This is a genomic window from Inediibacterium massiliense, from assembly GCF_001282725.1.
Classification (GTDB): domain Bacteria; phylum Bacillota; class Clostridia; order Peptostreptococcales; family Thermotaleaceae; genus Anaerophilus; species Anaerophilus massiliensis.
In genome coordinates this window covers 95,861-120,121 of sequence record NZ_LN876586.1, presented here as the reverse complement: position 1 = coordinate 120,121, position 24,261 = coordinate 95,861, and the positions used below count along the sequence as shown (strand labels likewise).

General features: G+C 28.8%; 24 protein-coding genes and 1 tRNA gene. 5 read left to right on the top strand and 20 right to left on the bottom strand.

All coding sequences use genetic code 11. From position 1 onward, the window contains the following. Positions 1 to 122 precede the first annotated feature (122 nt). Entirely contained in the window at positions 123 to 1,910 is a 1,788-nt protein-coding gene (gene ade, locus BN2409_RS04415) for an adenine deaminase (RefSeq protein ID WP_053955459.1), read from the bottom strand. A 30-nt stretch (positions 1,911 to 1,940) separates the two neighbouring features. After that, positions 1,941 to 3,245 (bottom strand): NCS2 family permease, encoded by a 1,305-nt coding sequence (locus BN2409_RS04410; protein WP_199872923.1) that lies wholly within the window; start codon positions 3,243 to 3,245, stop codon positions 1,941 to 1,943. A gap of 378 nt (positions 3,246 to 3,623) precedes the next feature. Between BN2409_RS04410 and BN2409_RS17125 the strand changes: the two genes are divergently transcribed. Further along, complete coding sequence (locus tag BN2409_RS17125) at positions 3,624 to 3,773, top strand: hypothetical protein (protein ID WP_199872922.1); 150 nt, start codon at positions 3,624 to 3,626, stop codon at positions 3,771 to 3,773. 229 nt (positions 3,774 to 4,002) lie between these two features. On the opposite strand, the gene BN2409_RS04405 is transcribed toward BN2409_RS17125, so the two are convergent. From BN2409_RS04405 to BN2409_RS04360, 11 genes are all read right to left on the bottom strand, one after another. Further along, a complete protein-coding gene (locus BN2409_RS04405) occupies positions 4,003 to 4,431 on the bottom strand; it encodes a universal stress protein (protein WP_053955457.1) in 429 nt (142 codons plus the stop codon). 66 nt (positions 4,432 to 4,497) lie between these two features. Next, a complete protein-coding gene (locus BN2409_RS04400) occupies positions 4,498 to 4,716 on the bottom strand; it encodes a hypothetical protein (RefSeq protein WP_053955456.1) in 219 nt (72 codons plus the stop codon). A 482-nt stretch (positions 4,717 to 5,198) separates the two neighbouring features. Further along, positions 5,199 to 5,288: transfer RNA gene (locus BN2409_RS04395), tRNA-Ser, on the bottom strand. A gap of 2 nt (positions 5,289 to 5,290) precedes the next feature. Then, a complete protein-coding gene (gene tadA, locus BN2409_RS04390; RefSeq protein ID WP_053955455.1) occupies positions 5,291 to 5,746 on the bottom strand; it encodes a tRNA adenosine(34) deaminase TadA in 456 nt (151 codons plus the stop codon). Between the two features lie 147 nt (positions 5,747 to 5,893). Further along, positions 5,894 to 7,852 (bottom strand): TRAP transporter permease, encoded by a 1,959-nt coding sequence (locus tag BN2409_RS04385; protein ID WP_053955454.1) that lies wholly within the window; start codon positions 7,850 to 7,852, stop codon positions 5,894 to 5,896. A gap of 114 nt (positions 7,853 to 7,966) precedes the next feature. Beyond that, on the bottom strand, positions 7,967 to 8,479 hold the full coding sequence (locus BN2409_RS04380; RefSeq protein WP_053955453.1) for a DUF1850 domain-containing protein: 513 nt from the start codon (positions 8,477 to 8,479) through the stop codon (positions 7,967 to 7,969). A 15-nt stretch (positions 8,480 to 8,494) separates the two neighbouring features. Further along, positions 8,495 to 9,484 carry a TAXI family TRAP transporter solute-binding subunit gene (locus BN2409_RS04375; protein ID WP_110943026.1) on the bottom strand — a complete coding sequence of 330 codons (990 nt, stop codon included), beginning with the start codon at positions 9,482 to 9,484 and terminating at the stop codon, positions 8,495 to 8,497. A 453-nt stretch (positions 9,485 to 9,937) separates the two neighbouring features. Beyond that, on the bottom strand, positions 9,938 to 10,270 hold the full coding sequence (locus BN2409_RS04370) for a hypothetical protein (protein ID WP_053955452.1): 333 nt from the start codon (positions 10,268 to 10,270) through the stop codon (positions 9,938 to 9,940). A 40-nt stretch (positions 10,271 to 10,310) separates the two neighbouring features. Then, positions 10,311 to 10,439 (bottom strand): hypothetical protein, encoded by a 129-nt coding sequence (locus BN2409_RS17610; RefSeq protein ID WP_278320181.1) that lies wholly within the window; start codon positions 10,437 to 10,439, stop codon positions 10,311 to 10,313. 109 nt (positions 10,440 to 10,548) lie between these two features. Beyond that, positions 10,549 to 11,433: a 4Fe-4S binding protein gene (locus BN2409_RS04365; RefSeq protein WP_053955451.1), complete on the bottom strand. Its 885-nt coding sequence runs from the start codon at positions 11,431 to 11,433 to the stop codon at positions 10,549 to 10,551. A gap of 392 nt (positions 11,434 to 11,825) precedes the next feature. Further along, the gene (locus BN2409_RS04360) at positions 11,826 to 12,722 is read right to left on the bottom strand and encodes a transposase (RefSeq protein ID WP_053955450.1); all 897 of its coding nucleotides are present in this window, start codon (positions 12,720 to 12,722) and stop codon (positions 11,826 to 11,828) included. A 92-nt stretch (positions 12,723 to 12,814) separates the two neighbouring features. Between BN2409_RS04360 and BN2409_RS04355 the strand changes: the two genes are divergently transcribed. Continuing rightward, positions 12,815 to 13,171 (top strand): LytTR family DNA-binding domain-containing protein, encoded by a 357-nt coding sequence (locus BN2409_RS04355; RefSeq protein ID WP_199872921.1) that lies wholly within the window; start codon positions 12,815 to 12,817, stop codon positions 13,169 to 13,171. A gap of 616 nt (positions 13,172 to 13,787) precedes the next feature. Beyond that, positions 13,788 to 14,450, top strand: coding sequence for a sensor histidine kinase (locus BN2409_RS17120; RefSeq protein ID WP_199872920.1), 663 nt, complete (start codon positions 13,788 to 13,790; stop codon positions 14,448 to 14,450). Between the two features lie 15 nt (positions 14,451 to 14,465). Here BN2409_RS17120 and BN2409_RS17115 read toward each other — a convergent pair whose 3' ends face one another. The 7 genes from BN2409_RS17115 to BN2409_RS04320 form a co-directional block, all read right to left on the bottom strand. Further along, positions 14,466 to 14,603 carry a hypothetical protein gene (locus tag BN2409_RS17115; protein WP_199872919.1) on the bottom strand — a complete coding sequence of 46 codons (138 nt, stop codon included), beginning with the start codon at positions 14,601 to 14,603 and terminating at the stop codon, positions 14,466 to 14,468. Then, positions 14,590 to 15,189 (bottom strand): accessory gene regulator B family protein, encoded by a 600-nt coding sequence (locus tag BN2409_RS17800; protein WP_053955447.1) that lies wholly within the window; start codon positions 15,187 to 15,189, stop codon positions 14,590 to 14,592. Before BN2409_RS17800 ends, BN2409_RS17115 begins: the two co-directional genes overlap by 14 nt. Positions 15,190 to 15,406: 217 nt before the next feature. Further along, positions 15,407 to 16,738, bottom strand: coding sequence for a hypothetical protein (locus BN2409_RS04340; protein WP_053955446.1), 1,332 nt, complete (start codon positions 16,736 to 16,738; stop codon positions 15,407 to 15,409). Further along, positions 16,731 to 17,276 (bottom strand): sigma-70 family RNA polymerase sigma factor, encoded by a 546-nt coding sequence (locus BN2409_RS04335; protein ID WP_053955445.1) that lies wholly within the window; start codon positions 17,274 to 17,276, stop codon positions 16,731 to 16,733. Before BN2409_RS04335 ends, BN2409_RS04340 begins: the two co-directional genes overlap by 8 nt. Positions 17,277 to 17,419: 143 nt before the next feature. Further along, entirely contained in the window at positions 17,420 to 18,886 is a 1,467-nt protein-coding gene (locus tag BN2409_RS04330) for a sensor histidine kinase (protein WP_053955444.1), read from the bottom strand. Further along, entirely contained in the window at positions 18,876 to 19,577 is a 702-nt protein-coding gene (locus BN2409_RS04325; RefSeq protein WP_053955443.1) for a response regulator transcription factor, read from the bottom strand. The genes BN2409_RS04330 and BN2409_RS04325 overlap by 11 nt, the downstream gene beginning before the upstream one ends. 89 nt (positions 19,578 to 19,666) lie before the next feature. Then, entirely contained in the window at positions 19,667 to 20,887 is a 1,221-nt protein-coding gene (locus tag BN2409_RS04320; RefSeq protein ID WP_053955442.1) for a TolB-like translocation protein, read from the bottom strand. Between the two features lie 197 nt (positions 20,888 to 21,084). Between BN2409_RS04320 and BN2409_RS04315 the strand changes: the two genes are divergently transcribed. Further along, positions 21,085 to 21,762, top strand: coding sequence for an ABC transporter ATP-binding protein (locus BN2409_RS04315; protein WP_053955441.1), 678 nt, complete (start codon positions 21,085 to 21,087; stop codon positions 21,760 to 21,762). Beyond that, positions 21,759 to 24,218 (top strand): ABC transporter permease, encoded by a 2,460-nt coding sequence (locus BN2409_RS04310; protein ID WP_053955440.1) that lies wholly within the window; start codon positions 21,759 to 21,761, stop codon positions 24,216 to 24,218. The genes BN2409_RS04315 and BN2409_RS04310 overlap by 4 nt, the downstream gene beginning before the upstream one ends. Positions 24,219 to 24,261: the final 43 nt, after the last annotated feature.

Sequence of the window (24,261 nt, the reverse complement as noted above, 5' to 3'; positions counted from 1 at the left end):
ACCTCCTTTAAGTATTTTCATCATTATTATATTTATAATATGTTATCAACATTTAAAAAGTCTGTTAATTTCAAATTAAATATTATTTTTTATATAAAAAAACCACTGAAAAGTTCAGTGGTTTAAATAAATAAATCTACAATTTCTTGTTTTAGTACATCAACCATTCCAAGGTCAGACATCTTTGCATTTGGTATCACTGGAAGAGCCAATGTAGCAATTCTTAAAAGAGGATTCTCAATTTCTGTAAGTCCTAAATCTTTTAAAGCTTTTTTCATTTTGGTTGCTTCTTGAGCAATGACATAGCAAGATTTATTAGACATAAGTCCTCCTATCGGAAGAGGAAGATGCTCTATTATTTTTTCATCTTTTGCGCAATTTATTCCTCCACCAAGCTCAATCAAATCCTTAGCAACCATATAAGCATTCTTTGAAATATCATAAACAATGGTTAAATTGTGACAATCATGAGATACTGTACTTCCTACAGCTCCTGTATGAGTACCAAAGTTTCTCACTATTCCATACCCCTTTGTTTCATATCCTTTATGTCTATTGATCACAATAACAAATTTGAGAGTTGGATCATGAGAAATATCTAAATATCCATTTTTTACAGGAAGCTCTTCTATGACAAAATCTGTTGTAGAAAAATTAAGCTCTTGATACTGTATAATTCTTGTTTTTATTTTTCCTTCTTGTATGGGTGCTTTTATTTTAAAATCATCTACTGATATATTCTCTACAAACATAGTATTTTTATTTTCTAATTCAAAAGATTTATGTAAAATCTCTGCTTTTAACTCTTTATTTTCTGCAACTAATTTGCCTTCAAAAAATACTGCACAAGGACTCATTTCCTCTAATGAATCTAATAAGACTAAATCTGCCACGTATCCAGGTGCAATAGCTCCTAAATTGTTCATTCCAATCTCTTTTGCTGCATTTAAAGTAGCACTTCTAATGGCATCTATAGGATTCATACCACATTGTATTGCTTTTCTTACTACATCATTCATATGTCCACTTCTTAAAATATCTTCTGCTTCTCTATCATCTGTGCAAAGAGTCAGATAAGTAAAATATCTAAAATCCTTTATATTTTTAATAATATCTTCTACGTTTTTTGAAATAGAACTTTCTCTAGCATCTACATACATACCTGCTCTCATTTTATCTCTTGCTTCTTGTCCTATACGACTTTCATGATCACTACTTGGTCCTGCACATAAATAAGCTGAAAGCTCTCTTCCACTTACAAAAGGAGCATGTCCTTGCATAAAAAGATTTCTTTTTTCTACACAATCTAATATGTCTACCATTCTTTGATCATTATGAATCACACCTGGATAATCCATTACTTCTGCTAATCCGATTACCCTTTTTAATTCTAATAATTGTTTGACTTCTTTGTGTTTAAAAATCGCTCCTGCATTTTCCTTGCCAGGAACAGCAGGCACACAAGAGGGAGCTAAAATATACTGTCTCATAGGAATATCTTCACTTGATTCATGCATATACATAACTCCGTCTATTCCACATACATTTGCAATTTCATGAGGATCTGTAACAACAGTAGTTGTTCCATGAGGAACAACTGCTTGTGCAAAGTTTCTTGGTGTCATCATAGTACTTTCTATATGAATGTGTGCATCAATCAGTCCTGGAATCATGTATTTTCCACAACCATCATAATACTCTTTTCCTATTAATTCGTTTTCTTGTCTATGTAAATCATCTGGATCACACTGAATATGAGCAATAAATCCGTCATAAATTCCTATATTTGCTTTATAAATTTCTCCTGTAAATACATTTAGCATATTTACATTTTGAATAACTAAATCACATGGTCTTTTTCCCATAGCAGCTTCAATCAATGCTTTTTTATCTTTCGGAAATATTTTCATTATCCTTACCCCTTTCTAATATCTGTAGAATTACATAATCATAAAGTAAAAAATTAGAGGAATACATAAAATATAAATTCCAAAATGAAGTTCTCTTGCTTTTCCTGAAACTAGTTTCACAAAAGTATAAGAAATAATTCCTATACTGATTCCATTTGCAATACTTGATGTATAAGCAGTAAAAATAATAGTCGCAAATGCAGGGAAAGCTTCTGTAAAATCTGAATAATCAATTTCACTCATTCCCGATAACATCAAAAGACCGATCAAAATTAACGCAGGTGCTGTAGCTGCTGCTGGAATCATACCTGCAATAGGTGTAAAAAACATAGTAAGTAAAAAACAAATTCCTGTTACAACTCCCGTAAGTCCAGTACGTCCTCCTGCCTCTACTCCTGATGCTGATTCAATATAAGTTGTAACTACCGTAGAACCTAACAAAGCTCCTACTATGGTAGCTATAGCATCTACTAAAAAGGGTTTATCTATATTTGGTAAATTTCCTTCTTCATCTAAAAATCCTGCTTTTGCCGATACCCCCAGTAAAGTACCTAATGTAGAAAAAAAATCTCCTACAAAGAATGTAAACATAAGTGGAAAGAAGCTCCATTTTAATGCGCCCATAATATCTAATTGAAACGCAATAGGGGAAATAGATGGAGGCATAGATATCAAGCTACTAGGTACCTTTGTAATTCCCATAGGAATCCCAATGATAGTCGTTCCAATCATTGCCCACAAAAGAGCACCTTTTACTTTATGTGACATTAAAATCACTGCTACAGCTAATCCAATTAAAGATAATTTGGCAATAGGATCTCCTAAATCTCCCATCTTAATAGAACCTTCTGTAATCGTCATAAATTTAGCACTTTTAAATCCAACAAGTACAATAAAGAATCCTACAGCTGATCCAATAGCAATTTTTACATTCTTAGGAATCATCTTAACCACAATTTCACGAAGTCCTAAGATCGTAAGTAATATAAAAATCATTCCTGATATAAATACCATTCCAAGTCCTTGTTGCCAAGTTACTAATCCTCCTGCTACTAATGTAAAAGCAAAAAAAGCATTACTTCCCATAGCAGGTGCTAAAGCAAACGGAAGGTTTGTATAAAGAGCCATAAATAGTGTAAACACTCCTGAAAGTAAAGCTGTTACTACCGTAACTGCCCCTGTGTCCATACCAGCAGCAGACATCATGCTTGGCTGTACAATAAGAATATATGCCATTGTCATAAATGTTGTAAGTCCTGCTGTTGCTTCTGTTTTTATATTTGTTTCATGTTCTTCTAGCTTAAAAAAATTCATCCATCTACATATTACTTCCATGTTCATCCTCCTATACATTAAATTGATATTGTCATTTTAATCCATTATTCTACAAAAGTCAACTTTTTTCTATTTTTATTTTAAAATGTTCGTGTTTTTGAGTATTATTTTTTGTATTTATATATAAACAAATATATTTATTTCATTAAAAACGAACATTGAAGTGATCCTGCAAAAAATTAATTTACGCCATCTTTTCTTATACACACCCCTCCTTTTTAGTTGAAAAATATATAAAGTATGCTAATATATAAATACTCTTTTAAACATATTATTTATTTTACAAAACACTTTTTATCACATAATTTTCTATGTGTTACAAAATAGGAATATAGATTAAAATCAACATCTTAATTTTTAGAAAAGGAGGAGCGAACTATGCATACTACTATTCATTTGATGGATTCTGTCCACACCTTAATTACTCGTAAAATAAACAATAATGAAGACTTAGTAGATGCTGATATTTATATGATTAGTAACTATTTAGATACGATCTTAAAAGTCATTAAAAATTCTAATCACTAGTTTATATACAATACTTTCAACAATTCATATATAAAAAGGAAGTTTTCTTGATAATCCTTTTTAAAAATCTAGCTTGCAATTTTATTCAATACATAATTTGCTGTAAAACTAAAAAGAAGAGAATGGTTTCAATCAACTTCCAAACCATCCTCTTCTTTTTGGCTATTCGTATAGATACTAACTTATAAAAATATTTTCCGTGCAAACTACTTATATACAAATCTATAAATTATTTTACAATTAAAACGGAGACCTTTGAATGACTCAATACTTTATGAGACACACTTCCTAACATAGCCTTTTGAAAAGATCCTAAACCTCTATTACTCATTACAATTAAATCCATATCTTCTTTTTCAGCCACCTCAATAATTTTATGGGCAGGATGTCCAAATTCTATAGCTGAATCCACTTTTCCTGAAAAATCTTTCAAATCCTTCAATCCCTCTTCTAACATTCCGTGACTTTTTTCTAAAACAGCTTCTTTCAATTTTTGAAATGCCACATCTGTTTCCATTAATCCTCTTCGAAATGGAGTATCATCTACAACATAAACAACCTTTATAGAACTTCCAAACTTTTCAGCTATTTCTTTTCCTTTTAAAAGAGCTTTCTTAGCATAATCTGAACCGTCATAAGCAATCAATATTTTTTTCATCTTAAGACCTCCCTTATTTTTTTCCATTGGTATATCTTAAATATACCCATAAATTAAAAACTTAAACTATTCTTTTAATCCTATAGCTAACAATCCTCCTAATATAGCTCCTGTGGCAGTAAAAATGTCTACCTGACCATATAAAATATCTTCTAACCAATATCCTAAAAATCCAAATAAAAAAGAACATAATACAAATTTCAATATAAATGAAACCTTTTTATTTTCTACCATATAATAAGCACACCATAACAATACTATAAATAAAAAAACTAAAATAAACATTTTAATCCCCCTCATAACTTCTAATACAACCTCCATTAATAATATGTTAAGAATTTCATAACTATTTTACAATTTTTAAACTTTTTTTTTACGCAAAAATGATGTATGCTAAAGTAGATGCTAAATTTCGAGGTGACATAAATGAATAAATTTTACATGACTTTGTTATTAGTACTCATTGCTGCCGTATTAGGAATGCTTTCTGATTATTTAAACAACATATATTATTCTATCTTATCTTTAACAATTATTTTTATTTGCTTTATACTAGAAACTTTTTCTCTTTCTAGATTATATTCTATTTGGACTACTAAAGTTAAATTTTTAAAGCAATTCAAATGTTATATTTCCAGTAAAATATCTCATTTTATTTCATATTTTCGCTGCTTAAAATTTCACAAAAGACACTCTACAAAATAAAAACTTTACATGTTTCTATGTATTTAAAAATGGCTTTAGCTGATTTGCTAAAGCCATTTTTTTGGCGGAGAGAGTGGGATTTGAACCCACGTTACTAAAATTAGTAAACTCGATTTCGAGTCGAGCACAATCAACCGCTCTGCCATCTCTCCATTTATTTATTTTTATTTCTAAGATATTTAAAAAAATTTTTCATAAGTGTTGCGCATTCATCCTTTAATATTCCTTTTATTACTTTTGTTTTATGATTTAATCTTTCATCTTCTGGAATATTAAATAAAGAACCTGCACCTCCACCTTTTGGATCCATAGTTCCTATAATCAGTGTATCTATCCTAGAAAGAATAATAGCACCTGCACACATAGGACAAGGCTCTACCGTTACATAAAGCTCACAGCCTGATAATCTCCATCCCCCTAAGAATTTGGCTGCCTTTTGAATAGCCAATATTTCTGCATGAGCTGTAGGATCTTTCGCTGTCTCTCTTAAATTATGAGCTCTTGCAATAACTTGCCCATCTTTCACAATCACTGCTCCTATAGGCACCTCTTCTAGTTCTCTAGCTTTATTTGCCTCTATTAAGGCTTCTTTCATATAATATTCTCTCATTCTTTACCTCTAAAGTATAAATATTTCAACTGTTAGTATATCATCAATAGCCAAATTAATCAATATTTATACATATTTTTACATATTATCTGATTATAACATAATAATAGGTCCACTATACATTATAGTGAACCTAAATAATATAAACTATGCAATCATTTCTTTTTTTACTTTTCCTCTTTGCATCCAATATCCTGCTGCCAAAAGAATCGCACCTGCTATATTCAATTTTAGATCTGTAGTCACAAGTAATATTCCTCCAAAAACAAATAATCCTCTTTCTATCATAGACATATTTGCTCTAAAATACCCTGTAAGAGCTGCTGCTACACATACAATTCCTATTAAAGCCGTAATAATAATTACAACCATTTCAAGAGGCTCTACATCAATCAGTAAAAGTTCAGGACTATATACAAAAATATATGGAATCAAAAATGCTGCTATAGCAAGTCTAGCTGCCTGCACTCCTGTTCTCATAGGCTCAGATTTTGCTACTCCTGCAGCTGCAACAGCTGCTAGACAAACTGGTGGTGTTACATCTGCAACGATCCCAAAATAAAAAGCAAACATGTGCGCTGCCATTACAGGAACATTCATCAATAAAAGAGCTGGTGCTGCAATGGTAGATGTGATTACATAATTGGCTGTAGTAGGAACACCGATTCCTAAAATTAAGGAAGTTATCATAGTAAAAAATAATGTAAGAAGAAGCTTTCCTTTTGCAATACTAACCAAAATAGAACCCATTTTAAGTCCTAACCCTGTTTGAGTTACAACCCCTATAATAATTCCTGCACAAGCACATGCAGCAATTACTGTTAAAGCTCCTCTTGCTCCTTTTTCTAACCCATCTACTATATCTTTAAAGCTTAATCTTGTTTCTTTTTTAATAGAAGCACATAAAATAGATGTAACAATAGCACCTAATGCTGCTCGAATAGGTGTATACCCTGCAATCAATAAATAAATTACAATGATAATCGGAATAAGCAAATGACCTCTTTCCTTTATGATGCGCCCAAACTTAGGAAGTTTATCTTTTGGAAGCCCTTCTAACCCAAGTTTTTTTGCCTCAAAATGCACTCCAGAAAACACTCCAAAATAATATAATAAAGCTGGAATACAAGCAGCAGAAATAATCCTTACATATGGGGTATTTGTAAATTCTGCCATTAAAAAAGCCGCAGCACCCATAATAGGTGGCATCAGTTGTCCTCCAGTTGATGCAGTAGCTTCAACAGCTCCAGCGAACTCACTTTTATATCCTAATTTTTTCATCATAGGGATTGTAAAGCTTCCTGTTCCAACTACATTGGCTACAGAGCTTCCTGTTAATGTTCCCATACAACCACTAGAAATTACAGCAACCTTTGCAGGTCCTCCAGCTGCAAACCCTGCCAATGCATTGGCACTATCAATAAAGAATTCTCCCATTCCAGTCTTTTCAAGATAAGCCCCAAATAATAAAAACATAAATATAAAAGTAGAAGATACTCCTATAGGAATACCAAATATTCCTTCTGTTGTAAAAAATAATTGTTGAACTAAATTTTCGATATCTACTCCTCTATGAGCAAGTTGCCCTGGAATATAAGCTCCAAATAAAGCATATAGAATAAATAAGCCCGCAATAATTACCATAGGCCACCCAATCACTCTTCTAGCAGCCTCTAATACTAAAATAATAGCCAAAACTCCTATAATCATATCCGTAGTATTTACCGTTCCAGCTCTTAATACAAGTTCTTTGTAAAAAACTACTACATACATGCAGACAGTAGCCGCTATAATCGCAAGTAAAATATCTACAGGGTGCATCTTTTCTCTTGGCCAATTTTTTCTAGATGGATACAAAAGGAATACCAAGGATAAACCAAAAGCTAAATGTACTGCTCTTTGAAGCATAGCATCCATAACTCCAAATACACCTGTATATAATTGAAAAAGAGTAAAACATATTAAAAGAGCAGATATGACTTTACCTGCAAATCCTTTTAGCTGACGAAAATCTGAACCCTTATCATATTTTCTTAATATATCCTGTGTATCACCCCCACTCATTTCTCCTATTTCTTGGGGTTTTATATCTTTATTTTGTTTCATTTCTTATCCCCTTTCCCAACATCTTCTCTTGTCTTTAAACATTTTTATCTTCAACTTTAATATAAAGGGTATACCCAAACCCCTTTTTAAAAAGAGGTTTGAGAATAAACAACATTAAAAAGTTTTATAATCTTTGCCAATCTTTAAGACCCATCTATCTACCACATAAATTTTAATCAGATCATCAGGTTTCTTTACTAAATCTATAAGTTCATATCGATGATCTCCAACAGATAACCAATGTTTAGGAATTGGTGATACTCTTAAATGAATCGCATCAAAATTTCTTTGTATTTTTAATATAAACTTTCCATCCTTTATCTGAAAATCTCCTTCTTCTTGTGAATAAGGAAGCCCTACTCCAAAGGATTCATATATGGTTTCATAAAGAAATAACTTATGACTATCCTTCACTTGAAAAAATTCTTCTACTGGAGTCAGTAATACAGAATGTGTATATCCAATAGTAAACTTTGGATCCAAGAGGATGAATTCATTTTTTACATGTTCATCTACATCTTCAACTACTAATACCTTTTCACATTTCATATTCCTAATCAAAATCAATCCTACAATTAAAATACACAAAACAATGATTTTCCATCTGCTCACTCTCTTTATGTCCAAATCCTTTCAATCTCCTTACTTTAATAATCCTTCCTCTTTAAAGTATTTTTCAGCTCCAGGATGTAATGTAATAGACATTCCTTCTAACCCTGTGTCTTTTGTAATATTTTTTCCTACATTGTGAGCTGCTACTATTCTATCATGATTGTCATAAAGAGTTTTTACAAGTTGATATACTAAGTCTTCATCCAAATCAGCATTTACAGCAAGCATTGCTTTTACTGTTAAAGTTTGTATATCTTCTGTTTGACCTTTATAAGTGTTTGCAGGAATAGTAAACTTTGTAAAGAATTTGTATTTATTTAATAATTTATCTGCTACTTCTCCATCTACAGGTACTACGTGTACATCATTTTGAGCTCCCAAATCTTGAATTGCAGCTGTTGGAATTCCTGCTGTTAAAAATGCAGCATCTACTTGTTTATCTTTAAGACCTGATGATGCTTCTGAGAAAGATAAAAATTTTGCATTGATATCTTTTTCAAAATCCATTCCAGCAGCAGCTATAATTTGTCTAGCGTTTGCTTCCACTCCACTACCAATAGCTCCTACAGCAACATTTTTGCCCTTTAAATCTCCTACACTTTTAATATTTGGATCTGTAGTAATGATTTGAAGAGGTTCACTATACATAGTGGTTAACCCTCTAATGTTTGCATATTTAGCATCCTTAAACATTTCTTCTCCATTTTCTGTATACCAAGCAACGTCATTTTGTACAATTACAACTTCTACTTTTTTATCTTTTAATAAGTTAATATTGGCTACAGATGCTCCTGTACTTTGAGCAGTAGCATTAACTCCTTTTATGTTATTGTTCCATATTTCAGCAAAAGCTCCCCCTAATGGGAAATATGTACCTGCTGTTCCGCCTGTTCCAATATTGACAAAAACTTGTTGAGCCTCATTACTTGTATCTTGTGTTTGTCCTCCACATCCTCCTAATAACCCTGCAATCATAGCACATATTGTGAATACTGATAATAGTTTCATTTTTTTTCTCATTATTTTTTCCCCCTTAATTTTTCTTTGTGGTCTTACAAAATGATACAAATTCAAAATCCCCCCCCTTTTCTCAAATATATGAAAAAAATTTTTTTATCATGCATAACTATCTTAAAATTTATAGACTTATCTGCATATTTACCTTTTGAATGATTTTAGATTAAGTATAATGCATTTTATTTTCATCCTCTTAGAAGATAGTATATGATGGTTTCTTTTCCATTTCCTTCATTTTTTTATCTATTATATCATATCATCTTTCATTTTTACATACTTATATGCTAGGTTTATTAAAATTTTCACTTGTTTATTTGTAATTCATTGTCTCCTTTGTTGAAAATACTATATTTTAATATTTCTTTATATCTATTTTTCTTTATTTTCAGAATTTTTCCGATGCTTGTCCATTATTTATTGAGACTCATTTATCCATATAAAAATATACTTTTTTCATCAATATCTGCCTAGTAAATTTTTCATCACTTGATCAAAAGGCATACATCCCACTTGATCCATAATTTGTTCTAATTGTGTTTTAGCCTTTGGTCTTTTTAGTGATCCGGTCAAAAGAATTTGTACAATTTGATCTTTATCTATTAAAATAGAGTCTACTTCTAATACACCCCCTAACAATGCTGCAATTACTAATATCTGTCCCGGCTTCAAATTAGATTGATTACAATTTTTATTTTTACTACTTTTATTGATGTTTTCATATTCTTCTTTTATCCCAAACCCTTCCATTACTTTTTTTAGAAGCAAATCCATTGGATCCTTTGAAACCACTGATCTTTCCTCCTTTTTATAAGTTTATTCGATCAATATCTTATCCTGGAATAATAGTTGGTTCCTCAGATATTTCAGAAGGACCTGCACAACCTGTAACAAATAGAATAAATAACATAGAAGTAATTACTAACAATAAATCATGTTGAACATTTTCCGAAAGGGCCAATTAAAATTCCTCCTTCTATCCATTTATTTATATTTTATTATACTCATATGTTTTAGTCCTTGTGTCAAAAGAAATATGCTCATTTTCCTCAAAGGAAAATGAGCATATTTTATTGATCCTGCAATAAATCTTTTTCTACTTTTTCAAAACCTATTCTTTGAACCATTTTTCCAAATCTTTCTTTATGCATACCCTTTTCTTTATAATACAATATGATTTTTTCTATCATATCCATAGCTTCTTCCTCTGTAAATATTTTATCAAATGATTCTCCTATATGAGGCTCTTTTCCCCACATGCCTCCTATAAAAATCTTTACTCCCTCTTGACCAATTTGAAAAGCATTAAAATGACATGCATCTATACACAATCCACAATGAATGCATTTGTCTGCATCTATTTTGATTTTCCCGTCTACTACCTTTGCTGCCCCCACTCTACAGACACTTTCTACATTACATTTTTTACAACCTCTGCACAAATCTAAATCAACCTGAGGTTTTTTCTGGCCCATGATTCCAATATCATTCAAATCAGGCTTTGCACAATTATTTGGACAGCCTCCCACACATATTTTAAATTTATGAGGAAGAGCTACATCATACCATCCTAAATAAAATCTTTCATGAATTTTACGGCTCAAATTCTGAGTATCTAGCAGACCGAATTTACAGACTGTCCCCTTACAAGCTACGATAGGCCTTACTCTTGCTCCTGTTCCTCCTGAGTACAGTCCCACTTCTTTTAATTCTTCTTTAACCTTTTCAATATTTTCATACTCTATCCCCGGAATTTCAACTGTCAATCTCATTGTAAAACTCATATATCCTTTACCATATTTTTTTGCAATATCTGCAACTTTTTTGGCTTCCTTTTCATTTAAATTTCCATCTACTGTAATCACTCTGCATACAAAATATTGTTGATCTCTTTGCAAAATAAATCCTTGTCCTTTTAACCTAGCAATTTCTTCAGTAGTCAACTTAACTTTCATATATAAGCCTCCTTATATTTTCATAAAATCATATTCAAAGCTATAATAAACTTCATATTTTTATTGTATTTTTATATTACCACCCATTTATTATAATCTCAAATTATGATTTATAATATATCTATAACGTAAACTTATATATAGGAATACAGTTAGGTACAGTTAGGGACAGTTAGGTGACAGTTAGGGACGGTTAATTGTTTTTACAGTTAGGGACGGTTAATTGTTTTTAATCATTATAGTACAGTTAGGGACGGTTAATTGTTTTTAATCATTATAATTCTTCAACAAAAAAATCCTTTATCATTAGATAAAAGACTATCTTATTAGATAATATTTTGTTTTTGAGCACTCAAAATAAACCCTTCATTTCATATGATATTTATTTGACCCTAAGCACTTTTTAAAAACTTATCTAATAATTTCTGTTCTTCAAACGCCATTTTCATTCCTATCATAGATAAACTTGACACTCTAGTTTGGCTAATATTTCCGATTAATTCGCATATATTTTTTTGCTTCATATTACAATAGCAACTCATCAAAAAACAACTAATAGCTCTTAATTTTACATATTGCCTTTTGTATTTTACATGTACTCTATTTTCCTCTATATCTAAATATTTAGCTACTATTTCTATGACTTGTTCTCCTGTATAATGCCTTGAAAGAATTTTTCTTTCACTTTTATATACATTTTCAACACTTTCAAATTCTACATCAATAGGATCATCTTCACTTTCACATTTTTTTACAAATTCAATATATGCTCGTTTATTTTTCTTATTATTTAAATTAAGTAATTGAATTAGAAAAGAAGTATCTAATATTTCAAAGCTATTTGTTTCTTTTATATAATCATTTAAACTAGAAAATTGATATCTTTCTACTTGATATTTATAATCAGATAAATCCTTAGGATTATTATGAATATAAGCAGATAATGTAATCAAATATTTTTCATCCTTGATCAGTTTGCTCTTGAATCTATCTTGAAATAAATGTCCATGTCTATTATATTTCCTATTAAAATATTGAGCGTAGCAAAAATTAATACTATGCATAATTTTAGATATATCTACTCCATTACAATCTATAATTAGGTGTCCATGATTATCCATTAAACAATATGCATATACCTTGAATCGAAACTTCTCTTTATATTTTTGAATCAACTGAAAATATTTGATTTTATCTTGATCCTCTAAAAATAAATTAACTTCACTTATACTTCGACACATAATATGATAAATTCCTTCTTCATTTTTTATTCGTGCTGCTCTAGGCATATAAAAGCTACTCCTTTCTTCGTTTAGGAGTAGTTTTTGTATTTTATGATTTATTATTCTTAATGTTTAACTGTCCCTTTTTTTGCTCTATTTTGAATAATTTCAAAAGAAAAGATATAGAAAAAGACCAAAAGTCCATAACCATTCAAAAAGGGAGTAGAACTTATATTCTAAATTTTGATGAAATCATAGACTTTCAAATGACAGGAATCAATCATAAAATAAGAGTAACTACTTTGAATAGTCAGATAGAGTTTTATGGAAAACTTAAAGATCTTTCATCTGTGCTAGATAAAAGATTTTATCAATCTCATAGAGCTTGTTTAATTAATACAGATTATATTCAAATGATTAATAAAGATCCATATGATTTGTATATTTTAATGAAAAACGGACAGAAAAGTCTATTATCTAGGAGTGGTTTAAAGGGGTTGACTGCTATTGTATAATTCCTTATTAAACTTTACATCTAATTTTTTTGTCATGTATTCTTATACATATATATTGAAAAGACTTGGAAATTATAAAATTAGTAAATTAAAAGAAATACTTTTCATTATAGCTATTTCATTTTTTCGATTACTTCTAGCCTTTTATATAAAAAATACAGCTATACAACTAGGAATTTATTATGTTGTCTTTATGCTCTCAGCATATAAAATATATTCAAATAAAAATGTTTTATTTTTAAATTATTTTATATTAACTTTTATAGTCTTTATTTTTAGTGATAATATTATGGGATATCTACTTATTTATAAATTAAAGATCATGAATTATTTTAATAACCAAATATATATCATGATTGTATTAAATCTATCTTTAATAACTTGCTTTATAAGTATTTCTTATCTTCTATCAAAATTGAACCTCGTAAATTTTAGTAACTATTTAACTAAAGAAGACAAATTGGCAGTTTTTATGTATTGCATTTTTATAATTATAAGTTATGTAATTACATTGATTTTTTTAAATTTATATAGTCAGAAATTAAATGAATATTTTTTTATATTAATTACAATATTTAGTTGCATTCTTATTGTACACTTTATAATATTTTTTATTTTGAATAGGTTACATATTGAAAGAATAGAAAAAAAACATTTAGAAATATATAGCAATATTATTGAAAAATCTCTTGAAAATACAAAAAAGTATAAACATGATTTTAATAATATTCTCAAAACTATAGAAGGATATCTACAAACTGAAGATATACAAGGATTAAAAGAGTATTTTTATAAACAAATTTTAAAAAATTATAAAATAAATCATAATAATATGTATCATTTAGCCAATATAAACGATATCCCTGTTAAAGGATTACTCAGCATTAAAATCTCAGAAATTATATATAATGGAATTTATTTCAATTTAAATATTTTAAATGAAATAGAAGATTTTGTAATAAAGCAGATTGATATTTGTAGAATTTTGGGAATATTAATAGATAATGCTATAGAAGCAAGTTTAGAATCTAATGACAAGACTATTAATTTGGGAATAATCAATGATGTAAATGAAATTTACATCATTATTTCAAATTCTTATAAAGAAAAGCCTAAACTACACAAGCTATTTGAAGATGGGTATTCAAATAAAGTTGATCATAGTGGCCTTGGTTTAAGTATAGTAAAAGAATTTCAAGAGAAAAAATATAAAAATATAGACCTAAATACATTTATCGAAGATCATTTATTTCATATTGAATTAATTATAAAAAGATAAACTATTTAAAATAGTTTATCTTTTTATAATTGAATCAGGAGCTTTTATTTCTTCAAATCCAGTAGCAAAAGAACAAGGTAAAAAACTAATAAGAAAAGCCATACTAAAAATTGCCTTTGCTATTGTTTTTAATACTTTGTTAGTAATATTCATAATTGTTATACCTCCTATGAAAGACATTATATGTAAAAGGTAAAATACAAATAGTTTGCAAAAATAATATAAGTATAAAAATATTAGAAACTATTTGACTTGGATATGCAAATGAGCAAATTACATATATCATACCAATTATAATAGATCTTTTTTTAAACTTTTTTCTAATATTTTCATTTAAGCACGGTCGTTCTTCTGTATCTGCTGGAGCATATTTATATAAAAAATATAAAGATATGGTGGATAATAGTAATTTTATAAATATACATATATTAAAAAATATTGATATATATATAATTAAAACAAATGAAACTAAAGTTGCTAATATGCAAGTAAATCCACTACGCATATGTATTCCCCAACTATGCATCTTTATAATAGAAAATAAAAAGGTAGTGAGCATATAATATTTCAAAATACCCAATAAATAAGCTATCAAAAAGAATATAGGTATTTTATAGATATTAATTAAAAAAGAAGTTATCCCATATTCTGCTATTTCTATTTCTTCTTCTGAAGGATGATCTATATAGTTTTTCATCCAGTCAATTATTTTTTTACTTATTTTGTTCAATAAATACACCTGCTAACAAATAAAATTTACTCATTTTGTTATTTTAATATTAAAAATCAATTTAAACAACCCTAAATCAGCGAAACGTCAATATCCATACTCAAATTGAAGTATGTATAAATATTTTTATCGTAAAATGAATAAATTTAAACGTGAAACATTCTAATAAAACCTCAAACAACAATCCTCATGTTCTCATAAGAATTGTTGTTTGTATCCTATACCTCTACTTCATATCCACTAACCAATTTCCATTCATTACAAATTCAGGATAAGATATCTCTATGTCGGTAGTATCCATATTTTCATCAAACTCTAAAGTGATAACCCCTTGATCACCTTTAAATTCAGAAGATATTTTTTTCACATCAGGACTATAAAAATCAAAAGATCTTATATCTACACTTTCATCTCCACCAGTATTTAACTCTATTTCTAACTTAGCAGATGTTTTTGATGTTCTTTTAATGTTTTTAATAACAGCCTTTTGGATATTAAAATCAAGTTCTTTATTTAAAGCTTCTTCTCCTTCCTTAGGAATATTAAGTTTAAATGAATCAATTGTTTTTTCATATAATGCAATCATAGCAGGTAATTTTAATGTTAATTTTTGATCCTTTGGTGCATTTGTTTCAAATATTGTTACAGGGCGACCTTTTGAATCTTTTGGAATTTCAAGCTTGTATTCCTTATTTTTTTCATCTACTACATAAATATCATCTGTTTTACTACTTGTACCGCTACCAAGGATTCCTTCTCCTGTATTTTCTGTTGTACATACTACCTTTGTTTTGCTTGGTTTTCCAAGGCTTGCTAATTTTAAAGCTTCATCTTCAAACGCTGTAATGACTTGAATATTTAATTTTCCATTTTCATCAATCTTTGTAGCACCTACATTTACACCTTTCACATTATTATTGCTAGTATAAATTTGATCTTTTCCATTTAAGCTTTTTGCTTCTTCTAATGAAACTTCATAAGATTTTCCTGCTATTTTAATTTCAAGATCTTTAAAAGGTTTTATGTTATAATTCTCTTCATTCTTATTCATAAAGCTAAAAGAATATGCTCCTCCTTCTTTTGAGTAACCACCTACACCATAAACTGTATTAGGATCCTTCTTAGGTATAATATTGATCTCCTCTAGTTCATCTTCACTTAAACTTGAAGTCAATTCCATTTCTAACTTTCCTTCTGAAACCATTAAACTTTTAAGTTGAATATCTTCATTTAAAGAATAGCTTCCTTTTAAATAATAGGCCTCTCCATCAACCATAGTAGAATATACTGGAGTTTTATTAAAGAACACTTTTATTGCTTCTGAAATATCATCTGCATATGCAGTAGTTATGCATAGTAATCCTATACAAGCAGCAGCCACATACTTTATTTTTTTTCTTCCATTATTTTTTTTATTATGATTTTTTAACTTCTCATTCGCTTTTTTATTGATAGAATTCATATCAATTTCCACCCCTTCTAATAATTTATCGATTTCTTTTTCAGCCAAATCATCATCCAAATTGCTTAACAATTCGATTAATTTATCTTCATTCATAATTTAACTCCTCCTTTATAGCCATTCTTCCTCTTAAAAGCCTATTGTCTATAGCTGATCTGGATAAATTAAAGGCTTTTGCCAAATCATTTATTTTTTCGCCAAAAAAATATCTTCTAAAAAATATTTCCTTATCTATCTTGTTAAAAGTATTGATGGTTTTTATAACCGTCTCTTGCTCTTGTCTTTGAAAAAACTGTTTCTCTAAATTGTAACTATCTTTAATTTCAAATTCCTCAATATTTATGATATTTGTTAGCTTTTTCTTTCTTTTATATGTAAGTGCCTTATATTTTGTCAAAATTAAAAGCCATGTCCTAAAGTTTCCTTTTTCTTCATCAAATTCATTAATTTTTATCCAGGCATCTAAAAAAACATCTGATACACATTCCTCAATATCTTCCTTATTTAATGCCCCTGATAAAATAGTATAAGCTAAGTAATATATTGTTTTTGTATATTTGCTTATCATATATTCATAAGCGGCTACATCTTTATTCTTCATTCCTTCCACAAGTGCACTTTGTGAGTATTCCAAAATATTCATCTCCTTTCATATATTACTACACACTAAGTACGGGTTTTCTCTTAAAAAATTTTATAAAAATTTATGAATACAAAAATCCCTGCTTTACTTCAACTAATAAAACAGGGAATATATATTCTAACAAAATCTTTATTTCACATTATTTTTTTATTATAAATAGGAAATGCAACTTGAAAAATAGTTCCTACTTTACAATCTAAAATCGTTAACCGTCCCTTTTGTCTTTTTACAAGATTGTGGACAAGAGAAAGTCCTAAACCTGTTCCCGAAAATTTTTTAGATCGATTTTTATCTACTGTATAAAAAGGTTCAAATATTTTTTCTCTATGTTCATTAGGTATTCCGATTCCTGTATCTTCAACTTCAATATAGTTAAAATCATCCTTTACATAGCTTCTTATATATATTTTTCCACCGCTCACATTATATTTGATTGCATTATCTATAAGATTAATAAAGATCTGCATAAAGCTTTCAGAATCCATAAAAATATAAGCAGACTGGATATTTTTTATGATCTCTATACCAAATTTAGAAGCCTTTCCACTCATTCTATTGCATATATCTACAAGAAGTGTTTGTGTATCTATCTTTTCTTTTTTTATTTCAAAATCATACTTTTCAAGTTTAGATAAGTAAAGTATATTTTCAACCATACTATCTAATCTTTTTAATTCTTTTTCTGCGATTTCCTTTGATTTATATACCATATCTTCATCATCTTGATAAAGGGTCATCAAATCTATTTGTGCTTTTATTACAGTTAGTGGAGTTTTAAATTCATGAGTGATGTTTCCTATAAATTCTTTCTGTTGCTTCTCTAAACTTTGAAGCTTGTCTACTGCAAGCTGTAGCTTTTCTTTTTCATCATGAATCTCATTCATATTTTCTTTTATTTTACTCGCCATAAAGGATATTCCTTTACTTAAATCGCCTATCTCGTCTTTTTCATCTAATATTTTTACTCCTTCATAATTTCCTTTTTCAATTTCTTTTACAGATTTTTTAAGTCCTAATATGTTATGAACAATTTTTGAAAAATAAAGACGTGCCAATAGGTAAGTTCCAACAATTGAAATCATTCCAACTTCTAAGAAAAGCAGTCTGATTTCTTTATAAAAATCTTTTTCTTTTTTTGTATTATATTCAAATTTTAATACACCAATTTGTTTTTTCAAATCATACACAGGAGCTAGATACAATATCTTTTCATTACTTTTTTCATATACAATTTTATTATTTAAAGCTTCCTTCATTATTTTTAATTTTTTTTGATCTTCTCTATCATCGTGTATACTTGATATTAAATTTCCTTTCATATCATAAAATGAAATATATAAATCTAATATTCTCCCTAAGTTCAATCTAATTTCTTGTGCATTTTCAGTATAAAATTTTTCATAATCTTTATAATTACTAGAAAGAAATTTCTCCCTTATATAAAGATTTGCAGTTTTACTATTGTCTTTTAAGAATGCTTCATAAGATTGTCTTTGATTTTTCTCTATTCCTTTTAACATAAAAAAACTTATGATAAAAAGATTAAAAATAAGTAATAAAATAATAAATATAGCCCATTTTATTTTTATACTAGCTTTCATAAATTTTCTCCACTACTTTATATCCGATTTTAGGTACAGTCTTTATGATTTCACTATATTTTCCTATCTTTTTTCTAATTCTTTGGATATGTATATCAATAGTTCTTGTTCCTCCAAAATAATCTTGTCCCCAAACTCTATCTAGGATCTCATCTCTTGTAAAAGTTTTTTCCTTATTTTCCACAAGAAATGATAAAAGATCAAATTCTTTCGGTTTTAAATCTATCATATCATTTTCTATATAAACGACTCTTTCTCTTAAACATATTTTTATTTCATGTAGCTTTAAAACTTCATCAGATCTTTTTTCTATTATGCTATTTCCTTTTTTTATTCTTCTACTTAAAGATCTAACTCTTGCAAGAAGCTCTACCATATCAAATGGTTTTGTCATATAATCATCAGCACCTAATTCAAGCCCTAATACTTTATCTATCAAATCACTTTTAGCTGTAAGCATGATAATACCTATATTGTTATTATTTTCTATTTTTTTACAAACCTCATATCCATTAAGCTTTGGCATCATTATATCTAAAATCAATAAATCTGGACGAAGCTTGTGTATCTGACTTACCGCTTCCTCCCCATCATAAGCTTTATACACTGTATATTGTTCACGCTTTAGGACATAAGCGATTGAATCTGTTATATTTTCTTCATCATCTGCTACTAATATTTTGATTTCCATATATACCTCCCCTTATCTAACCCTATTTTAGCATAATATTTTAAACAGAAAAAAGAGCATATTTGCTCTTCTTTCAATAAATCATATTTCTAATTTAAAGTTACTACACTGGTTACATAAGAATCATGAGGATTTTGTGATCCTTTATCTGATTCTTTATAAGATGTCATAAAAAATTGATTTGAATCTTTATCCCAATAAGCTTCGGAAACACATTGTGAAAAAATCTTAAAGCTTTTTTCTGTTTCAAAGTCATAAACAAACATATTCTTTTCTCCTTTTTCACCATATACACGGTAAGCAACCTTTGTCTTATCTGGTGAAACTTGAACACTTCCTCTTATATCACCTTTTGCAATAATTTTTTTATGTTTTCCATTTTCATCTAATTCCCAAAGTTCTCTCTCTCCCGAAGCATTTTCTTCTAATTTAGCTGTATGTGGCTTGTCTCTATGATAATAAAACTTTTTAGCCTCTGTCTTGGTTGGTACTTTATATTCTTTCGTTTTTAAATTATATACAAAAGGAGCTCGAGTATATGTTTCTAGTAAAATTTCATCACCTTTTTTACTAGGAAATCGTATAGAGTTATTTTCTTTTTCATATTGATATCTTTCTTTTGCTTCTTTAAGCTCTTTATCATCAAGAGACTCTCCATCATAATATAATTTTAAGTATTTTTCAAAGCTATATTCGTTAAAATCATTTAAGTTTTCAACTAGTTTATCTGGAAGCTTAACTTTTTCTTCATTTCCATCTACATCATATATAGATAGCTCCATACCTTTTGAACAAATTATTTTATTTTCATCCAGAAATCCAGATGCAGTATTTACTTTTTCTGCTATTTTCTTTTCTTCTCCAGTTTTTAAGTCAATCACATAAACATTTCTGCTATCATCCCAACTATACCAATCGAATCTTTTTGTATACAATACATATCTTTCATCTTTTGTTATGTCCCTAGTAGATAATAACGTTTTACCACTATCCTCATTTTTACTCAAAGTTTGAAGCTCTCCACTATTTGTATCATATATAGCTATATTAGGAATTTTTTTATTTTCATGTGAAATACTAAAGTTCTTTATCCCTAAAATTTTTCCATTATCCAACCAAGCCTCTCCTGTAAAATTATCAATTTCATCAATTTTTTTGATAGATAAAACGTCATTAATCTCGTCTTGTTGATTGTTAAGTACCACAACCTCCTTTTCTTTTTCATTTGAGCTACAAGCAGTCATTCCACATACAGTAATGATTCCTACTAAAGAAGTACAAACTATTTTTTTTATCAATTTGGATTTCATATTTCTCCCCCTCTTCATCATCTTATATTAAAATTATAGCTTCTTTTCTTTTCTAAAAAATAAATAAAATATTTCCAAGATGTAAACTTTTTGATTATGAAAATATAAATTTGTCACGAGATTGTAAGAAGTATCCTTTACAATCTATATTGTACATATAAAGCTTCAATCTAAAAAGAAATACGGAGATGATTTTGATGAGCATATTAAAAACCAAAAAACTAAAAAAATACTATGGAAATGGACCAAATATTGTAAAAGCCCTGGATGGCGTAGATGTTGAAATCCATGAAGGAGAATTTGTATCTATTGTAGGGACATCGGGGAGTGGAAAAAGTACCCTTTTACATATGCTTGGAGGATTGGATCGGGCAACAAGTGGAGATGTATGGATAGGTAATAAAGAAATCTTTTCATTAAATGATGAAGAATTAACAATATTTCGACGTAGAAATATAGGCTTTGTATTTCAAAATTACAATCTTGTACCTGTATTAAATGTATATGAAAATATTACATTACCTATAGAACTAGATGGGGGCACTATTGATCACATCTTTTTAGATAATATTATAAGAACCTTAGGACTTGAAAATAAAATACATAATATGCCAAATAATCTTTCTGGAGGTCAACAACAACGGGTCGCCATAGCAAGAGCATTGGCCACCAAACCTACAATCATACTTGCAGATGAACCTACTGGAAATCTTGATAGCAAAACAAGTATGGAGGTTATTGGTCTTTTAAAAATGACAAGTAAAAAATTTAATCAAACCATAGTAATGATCACCCATAACGAAGAAATTGCACAGCTTGCCGATAGAATCATTCACATTGAAGATGGCAACATCGTAGGAGGTGATCTTCAATGAAATTTAAAAACAATAATCAAGCCATCATTCATAAAATAACAAGAAAAAGTATAAAAGCAAATCAATTAAGGAATTTATTTGCAATCATTGCTATCACCCTTACAACAATTTTATTTACCTCTTTATTTACAATAGGAATGGGTTTGATTGAATCTATGGAACAACAAACCTTAAGACAGGTAGGAGGATATGCTCATGGTAGTTTTAAAGAACTAAACAAAGAAGAATTTGATAAAATTAAAAATCATCCTCTCATTCAAGAATATGGTTATTCCATCATGGTCAATATGGCCAAGAACAAAGAGTTTTTAAAACACCATACAGAAATTAGATACGCTACAGATACACAAGCAAAAATGTTTTTTAGTTATCCTACAACAGGAAAAATGCCACAAAACATCAATGAAGTGGCCACGGATACAAGAGTTCTTGATTTATTAAAAATACCTCATAAAATAGGTGAAAAAATTCCCATTGAATATACTATTGGAAAAAAAAAATTTCATAAAGAGCTTATTTTATCTGGATTTTGGGAGTATGATGAAGTTTCTTGTGCAAGTATGTTATTTGTTTCTTATGATTTTGTTAATAAGAATATTTTATCTATGAATATTCCTAGAAAAAATCAAGAAAGTATAGGAACAGGCTTGATCTTTTTAGATGTCATGTTTAAAAATAGCCAAAATATTGAAAAGAATATGGAAAAAGTCCTTATAGATAGCGGCTATAGTATGAATAAAAATGCACCTAATCATATCAAAACAGGAGTGAACTGGGCCTACTTATCTACCAACTTTAGTATGGATCCTCCAACAATCCTTGCTATTTTAAGTGCAAGTCTTTTAATTATATTTACAGGATATTTAATTATTTATAATATATTTCAAATATCTGTCATGAAAGATATTCGTTTTTATGGTTTATTAAAAACTATTGGTACTACACCCAAACAAATCAAAAAAATTATACAAAAACAAGCTTTTTTATTATCAATAATAGGTATACCTATAGGTCTTGTAATTGGTTATGTAGTAGGAAATATTCTTTTACCCATTATTATAAGTACATCCAATATTCAAATCGCTTCTAATTCCTTTAGCCCTATTATATTTATAGGTTCTTCTATTTTTTCTCTGATTACTGTATGGATTAGTTGTAGAAAACCAGGTAATATGGCATCAAAGGTTTCTCCAGTAGAAGCAACAAGATATATAGATGTCCCCATCATTTATAAAAAAGAGAAAAAATCTTTCAAGGGTGGAAAAGTACATCATATGGCATTTTCTAACCTTTTAAGAAATAAGAAAAAAAACATTTTAGTAGTGATTTCTATGTCTTTAAGTATCATACTTCTAAATTCTGTATTTACATTAACTAATGGCTTTGATATGGATAAATTTTTAAGTAACTTTGTCATAACAGATTTTACAGCAGGTCATGCAAACTACTTTAATATGAATCATTTCGATTCAGAAAGCGATACGGTATCAGATCAAATGATTGATCGTATCAATAAACTTGATGGCATAGAAGACAAGGGAAGAATTTATTATACGACACACATGAATAAACAAGATTCTATCATACAATTATACGGATTGGAGGACTTTCCTCTATCCCAATTAAATATATTTGAAGGAGAAATAGATCTAGAAAAGTTTAAGACAGGCAACTATATTATTGAAGGAGTCTCTTCAGATGATAATAGAAATATCCGATACGAAACAAGCAAATATCATATAGGAGATAAAGTTAAAATCACCTTTGAAGATAACATTACAAAAGAATATGAGGTGATGGCAAAAGCAGAGCTTATACATAGTATGTCTGTTAGATATTACCTAGTAGATTCTTGCACCATGTATCTTCCTGCAAATGAGTTTGTCAATCAAATCAAAAAACCTTTAACTATGAGTTATATTTTTAATGTAGAAGATCAATCTATCAATGAAGTAGAAAACTTTTTAAACAATTATACGAATCATATTGACCCACAAATGGACTATGAATCTAAAAAGAAATATATAGATAATTTTTATCAATTTCAAAACATGTTTTTATTAGTAGGTGGTGTTCTTAGCTTTATTATTGGGTTTATTGGAATACTCAACTTTATTAATGCTATCCTTACAAGCATTACCTCAAGGAAAAGAGAATTTGCCGTGCTTCAAAGCATCGGTATGACCAATCAACAGTTAAATAAAATGTTAATATTAGAAGGTCTTTTTTATGCTTTATCCACCCTAATCATTTCTATACTATTAGGAAGTATCGTGTCTTTTATAATTATCAAACCAATTGCAAGTAGTATATGGTTTTATAAGTATAAATTTATTATCCGTCCAATTTTAATGGTATCACCTATTTTAATTTTAATATCTGTATTTGTTCCTCTAATTTCTCATAGAAGTATCCATAAACAAACTATTGTTGAAAGATTAAGAGAGATTGAATAAATAATAATGAAGGATACACATGATTTGTGTATCCTTCATTAGG

Excerpts from the sequence above, each read along its gene's own strand:
- ade (WP_053955459.1), bottom strand. The coding sequence starts at position 1,910 with ATGAAAATATTTCCGAAAGATAAAAAAGCATTGATTGAAGCTGCTATG.
- BN2409_RS04410 (WP_199872923.1), bottom strand. The coding sequence starts at position 3,245 with ATGGAAGTAATATGTAGATGGATGAATTTTTTTAAGCTAGAAGAACAT.
- BN2409_RS17125 (WP_199872922.1), top strand. The coding sequence starts at position 3,624 with ATGCATACTACTATTCATTTGATGGATTCTGTCCACACCTTAATTACT.
- BN2409_RS04405 (WP_053955457.1), bottom strand. The coding sequence starts at position 4,431 with ATGAAAAAAATATTGATTGCTTATGACGGTTCAGATTATGCTAAGAAA.
- BN2409_RS04400 (WP_053955456.1), bottom strand. The coding sequence starts at position 4,716 with ATGTTTATTTTAGTTTTTTTATTTATAGTATTGTTATGGTGTGCTTAT.
- tadA (WP_053955455.1), bottom strand. The coding sequence starts at position 5,746 with ATGAGAGAATATTATATGAAAGAAGCCTTAATAGAGGCAAATAAAGCT.
- BN2409_RS04385 (WP_053955454.1), bottom strand. The coding sequence starts at position 7,852 with ATGAAACAAAATAAAGATATAAAACCCCAAGAAATAGGAGAAATGAGT.
- BN2409_RS04375 (WP_110943026.1), bottom strand. The coding sequence starts at position 9,484 with ATGAGAAAAAAAATGAAACTATTATCAGTATTCACAATATGTGCTATG.
- BN2409_RS04365 (WP_053955451.1), bottom strand. The coding sequence starts at position 11,433 with ATGAAAGTTAAGTTGACTACTGAAGAAATTGCTAGGTTAAAAGGACAA.
- BN2409_RS04360 (WP_053955450.1), bottom strand. The coding sequence starts at position 12,722 with ATGCCTAGAGCAGCACGAATAAAAAATGAAGAAGGAATTTATCATATT.
- BN2409_RS17115 (WP_199872919.1), bottom strand. The coding sequence starts at position 14,603 with ATGAATATTACTAACAAAGTATTAAAAACAATAGCAAAGGCAATTTTT.
- BN2409_RS04340 (WP_053955446.1), bottom strand. The coding sequence starts at position 16,738 with ATGAATGAAGATAAATTAATCGAATTGTTAAGCAATTTGGATGATGAT.
- BN2409_RS04330 (WP_053955444.1), bottom strand. The coding sequence starts at position 18,886 with ATGAAAGCTAGTATAAAAATAAAATGGGCTATATTTATTATTTTATTA.
- BN2409_RS04325 (WP_053955443.1), bottom strand. The coding sequence starts at position 19,577 with ATGGAAATCAAAATATTAGTAGCAGATGATGAAGAAAATATAACAGAT.
- BN2409_RS04320 (WP_053955442.1), bottom strand. The coding sequence starts at position 20,887 with ATGAAATCCAAATTGATAAAAAAAATAGTTTGTACTTCTTTAGTAGGA.
- BN2409_RS04315 (WP_053955441.1), top strand. The coding sequence starts at position 21,085 with ATGAGCATATTAAAAACCAAAAAACTAAAAAAATACTATGGAAATGGA.
- BN2409_RS04310 (WP_053955440.1), top strand. The coding sequence starts at position 21,759 with ATGAAATTTAAAAACAATAATCAAGCCATCATTCATAAAATAACAAGA.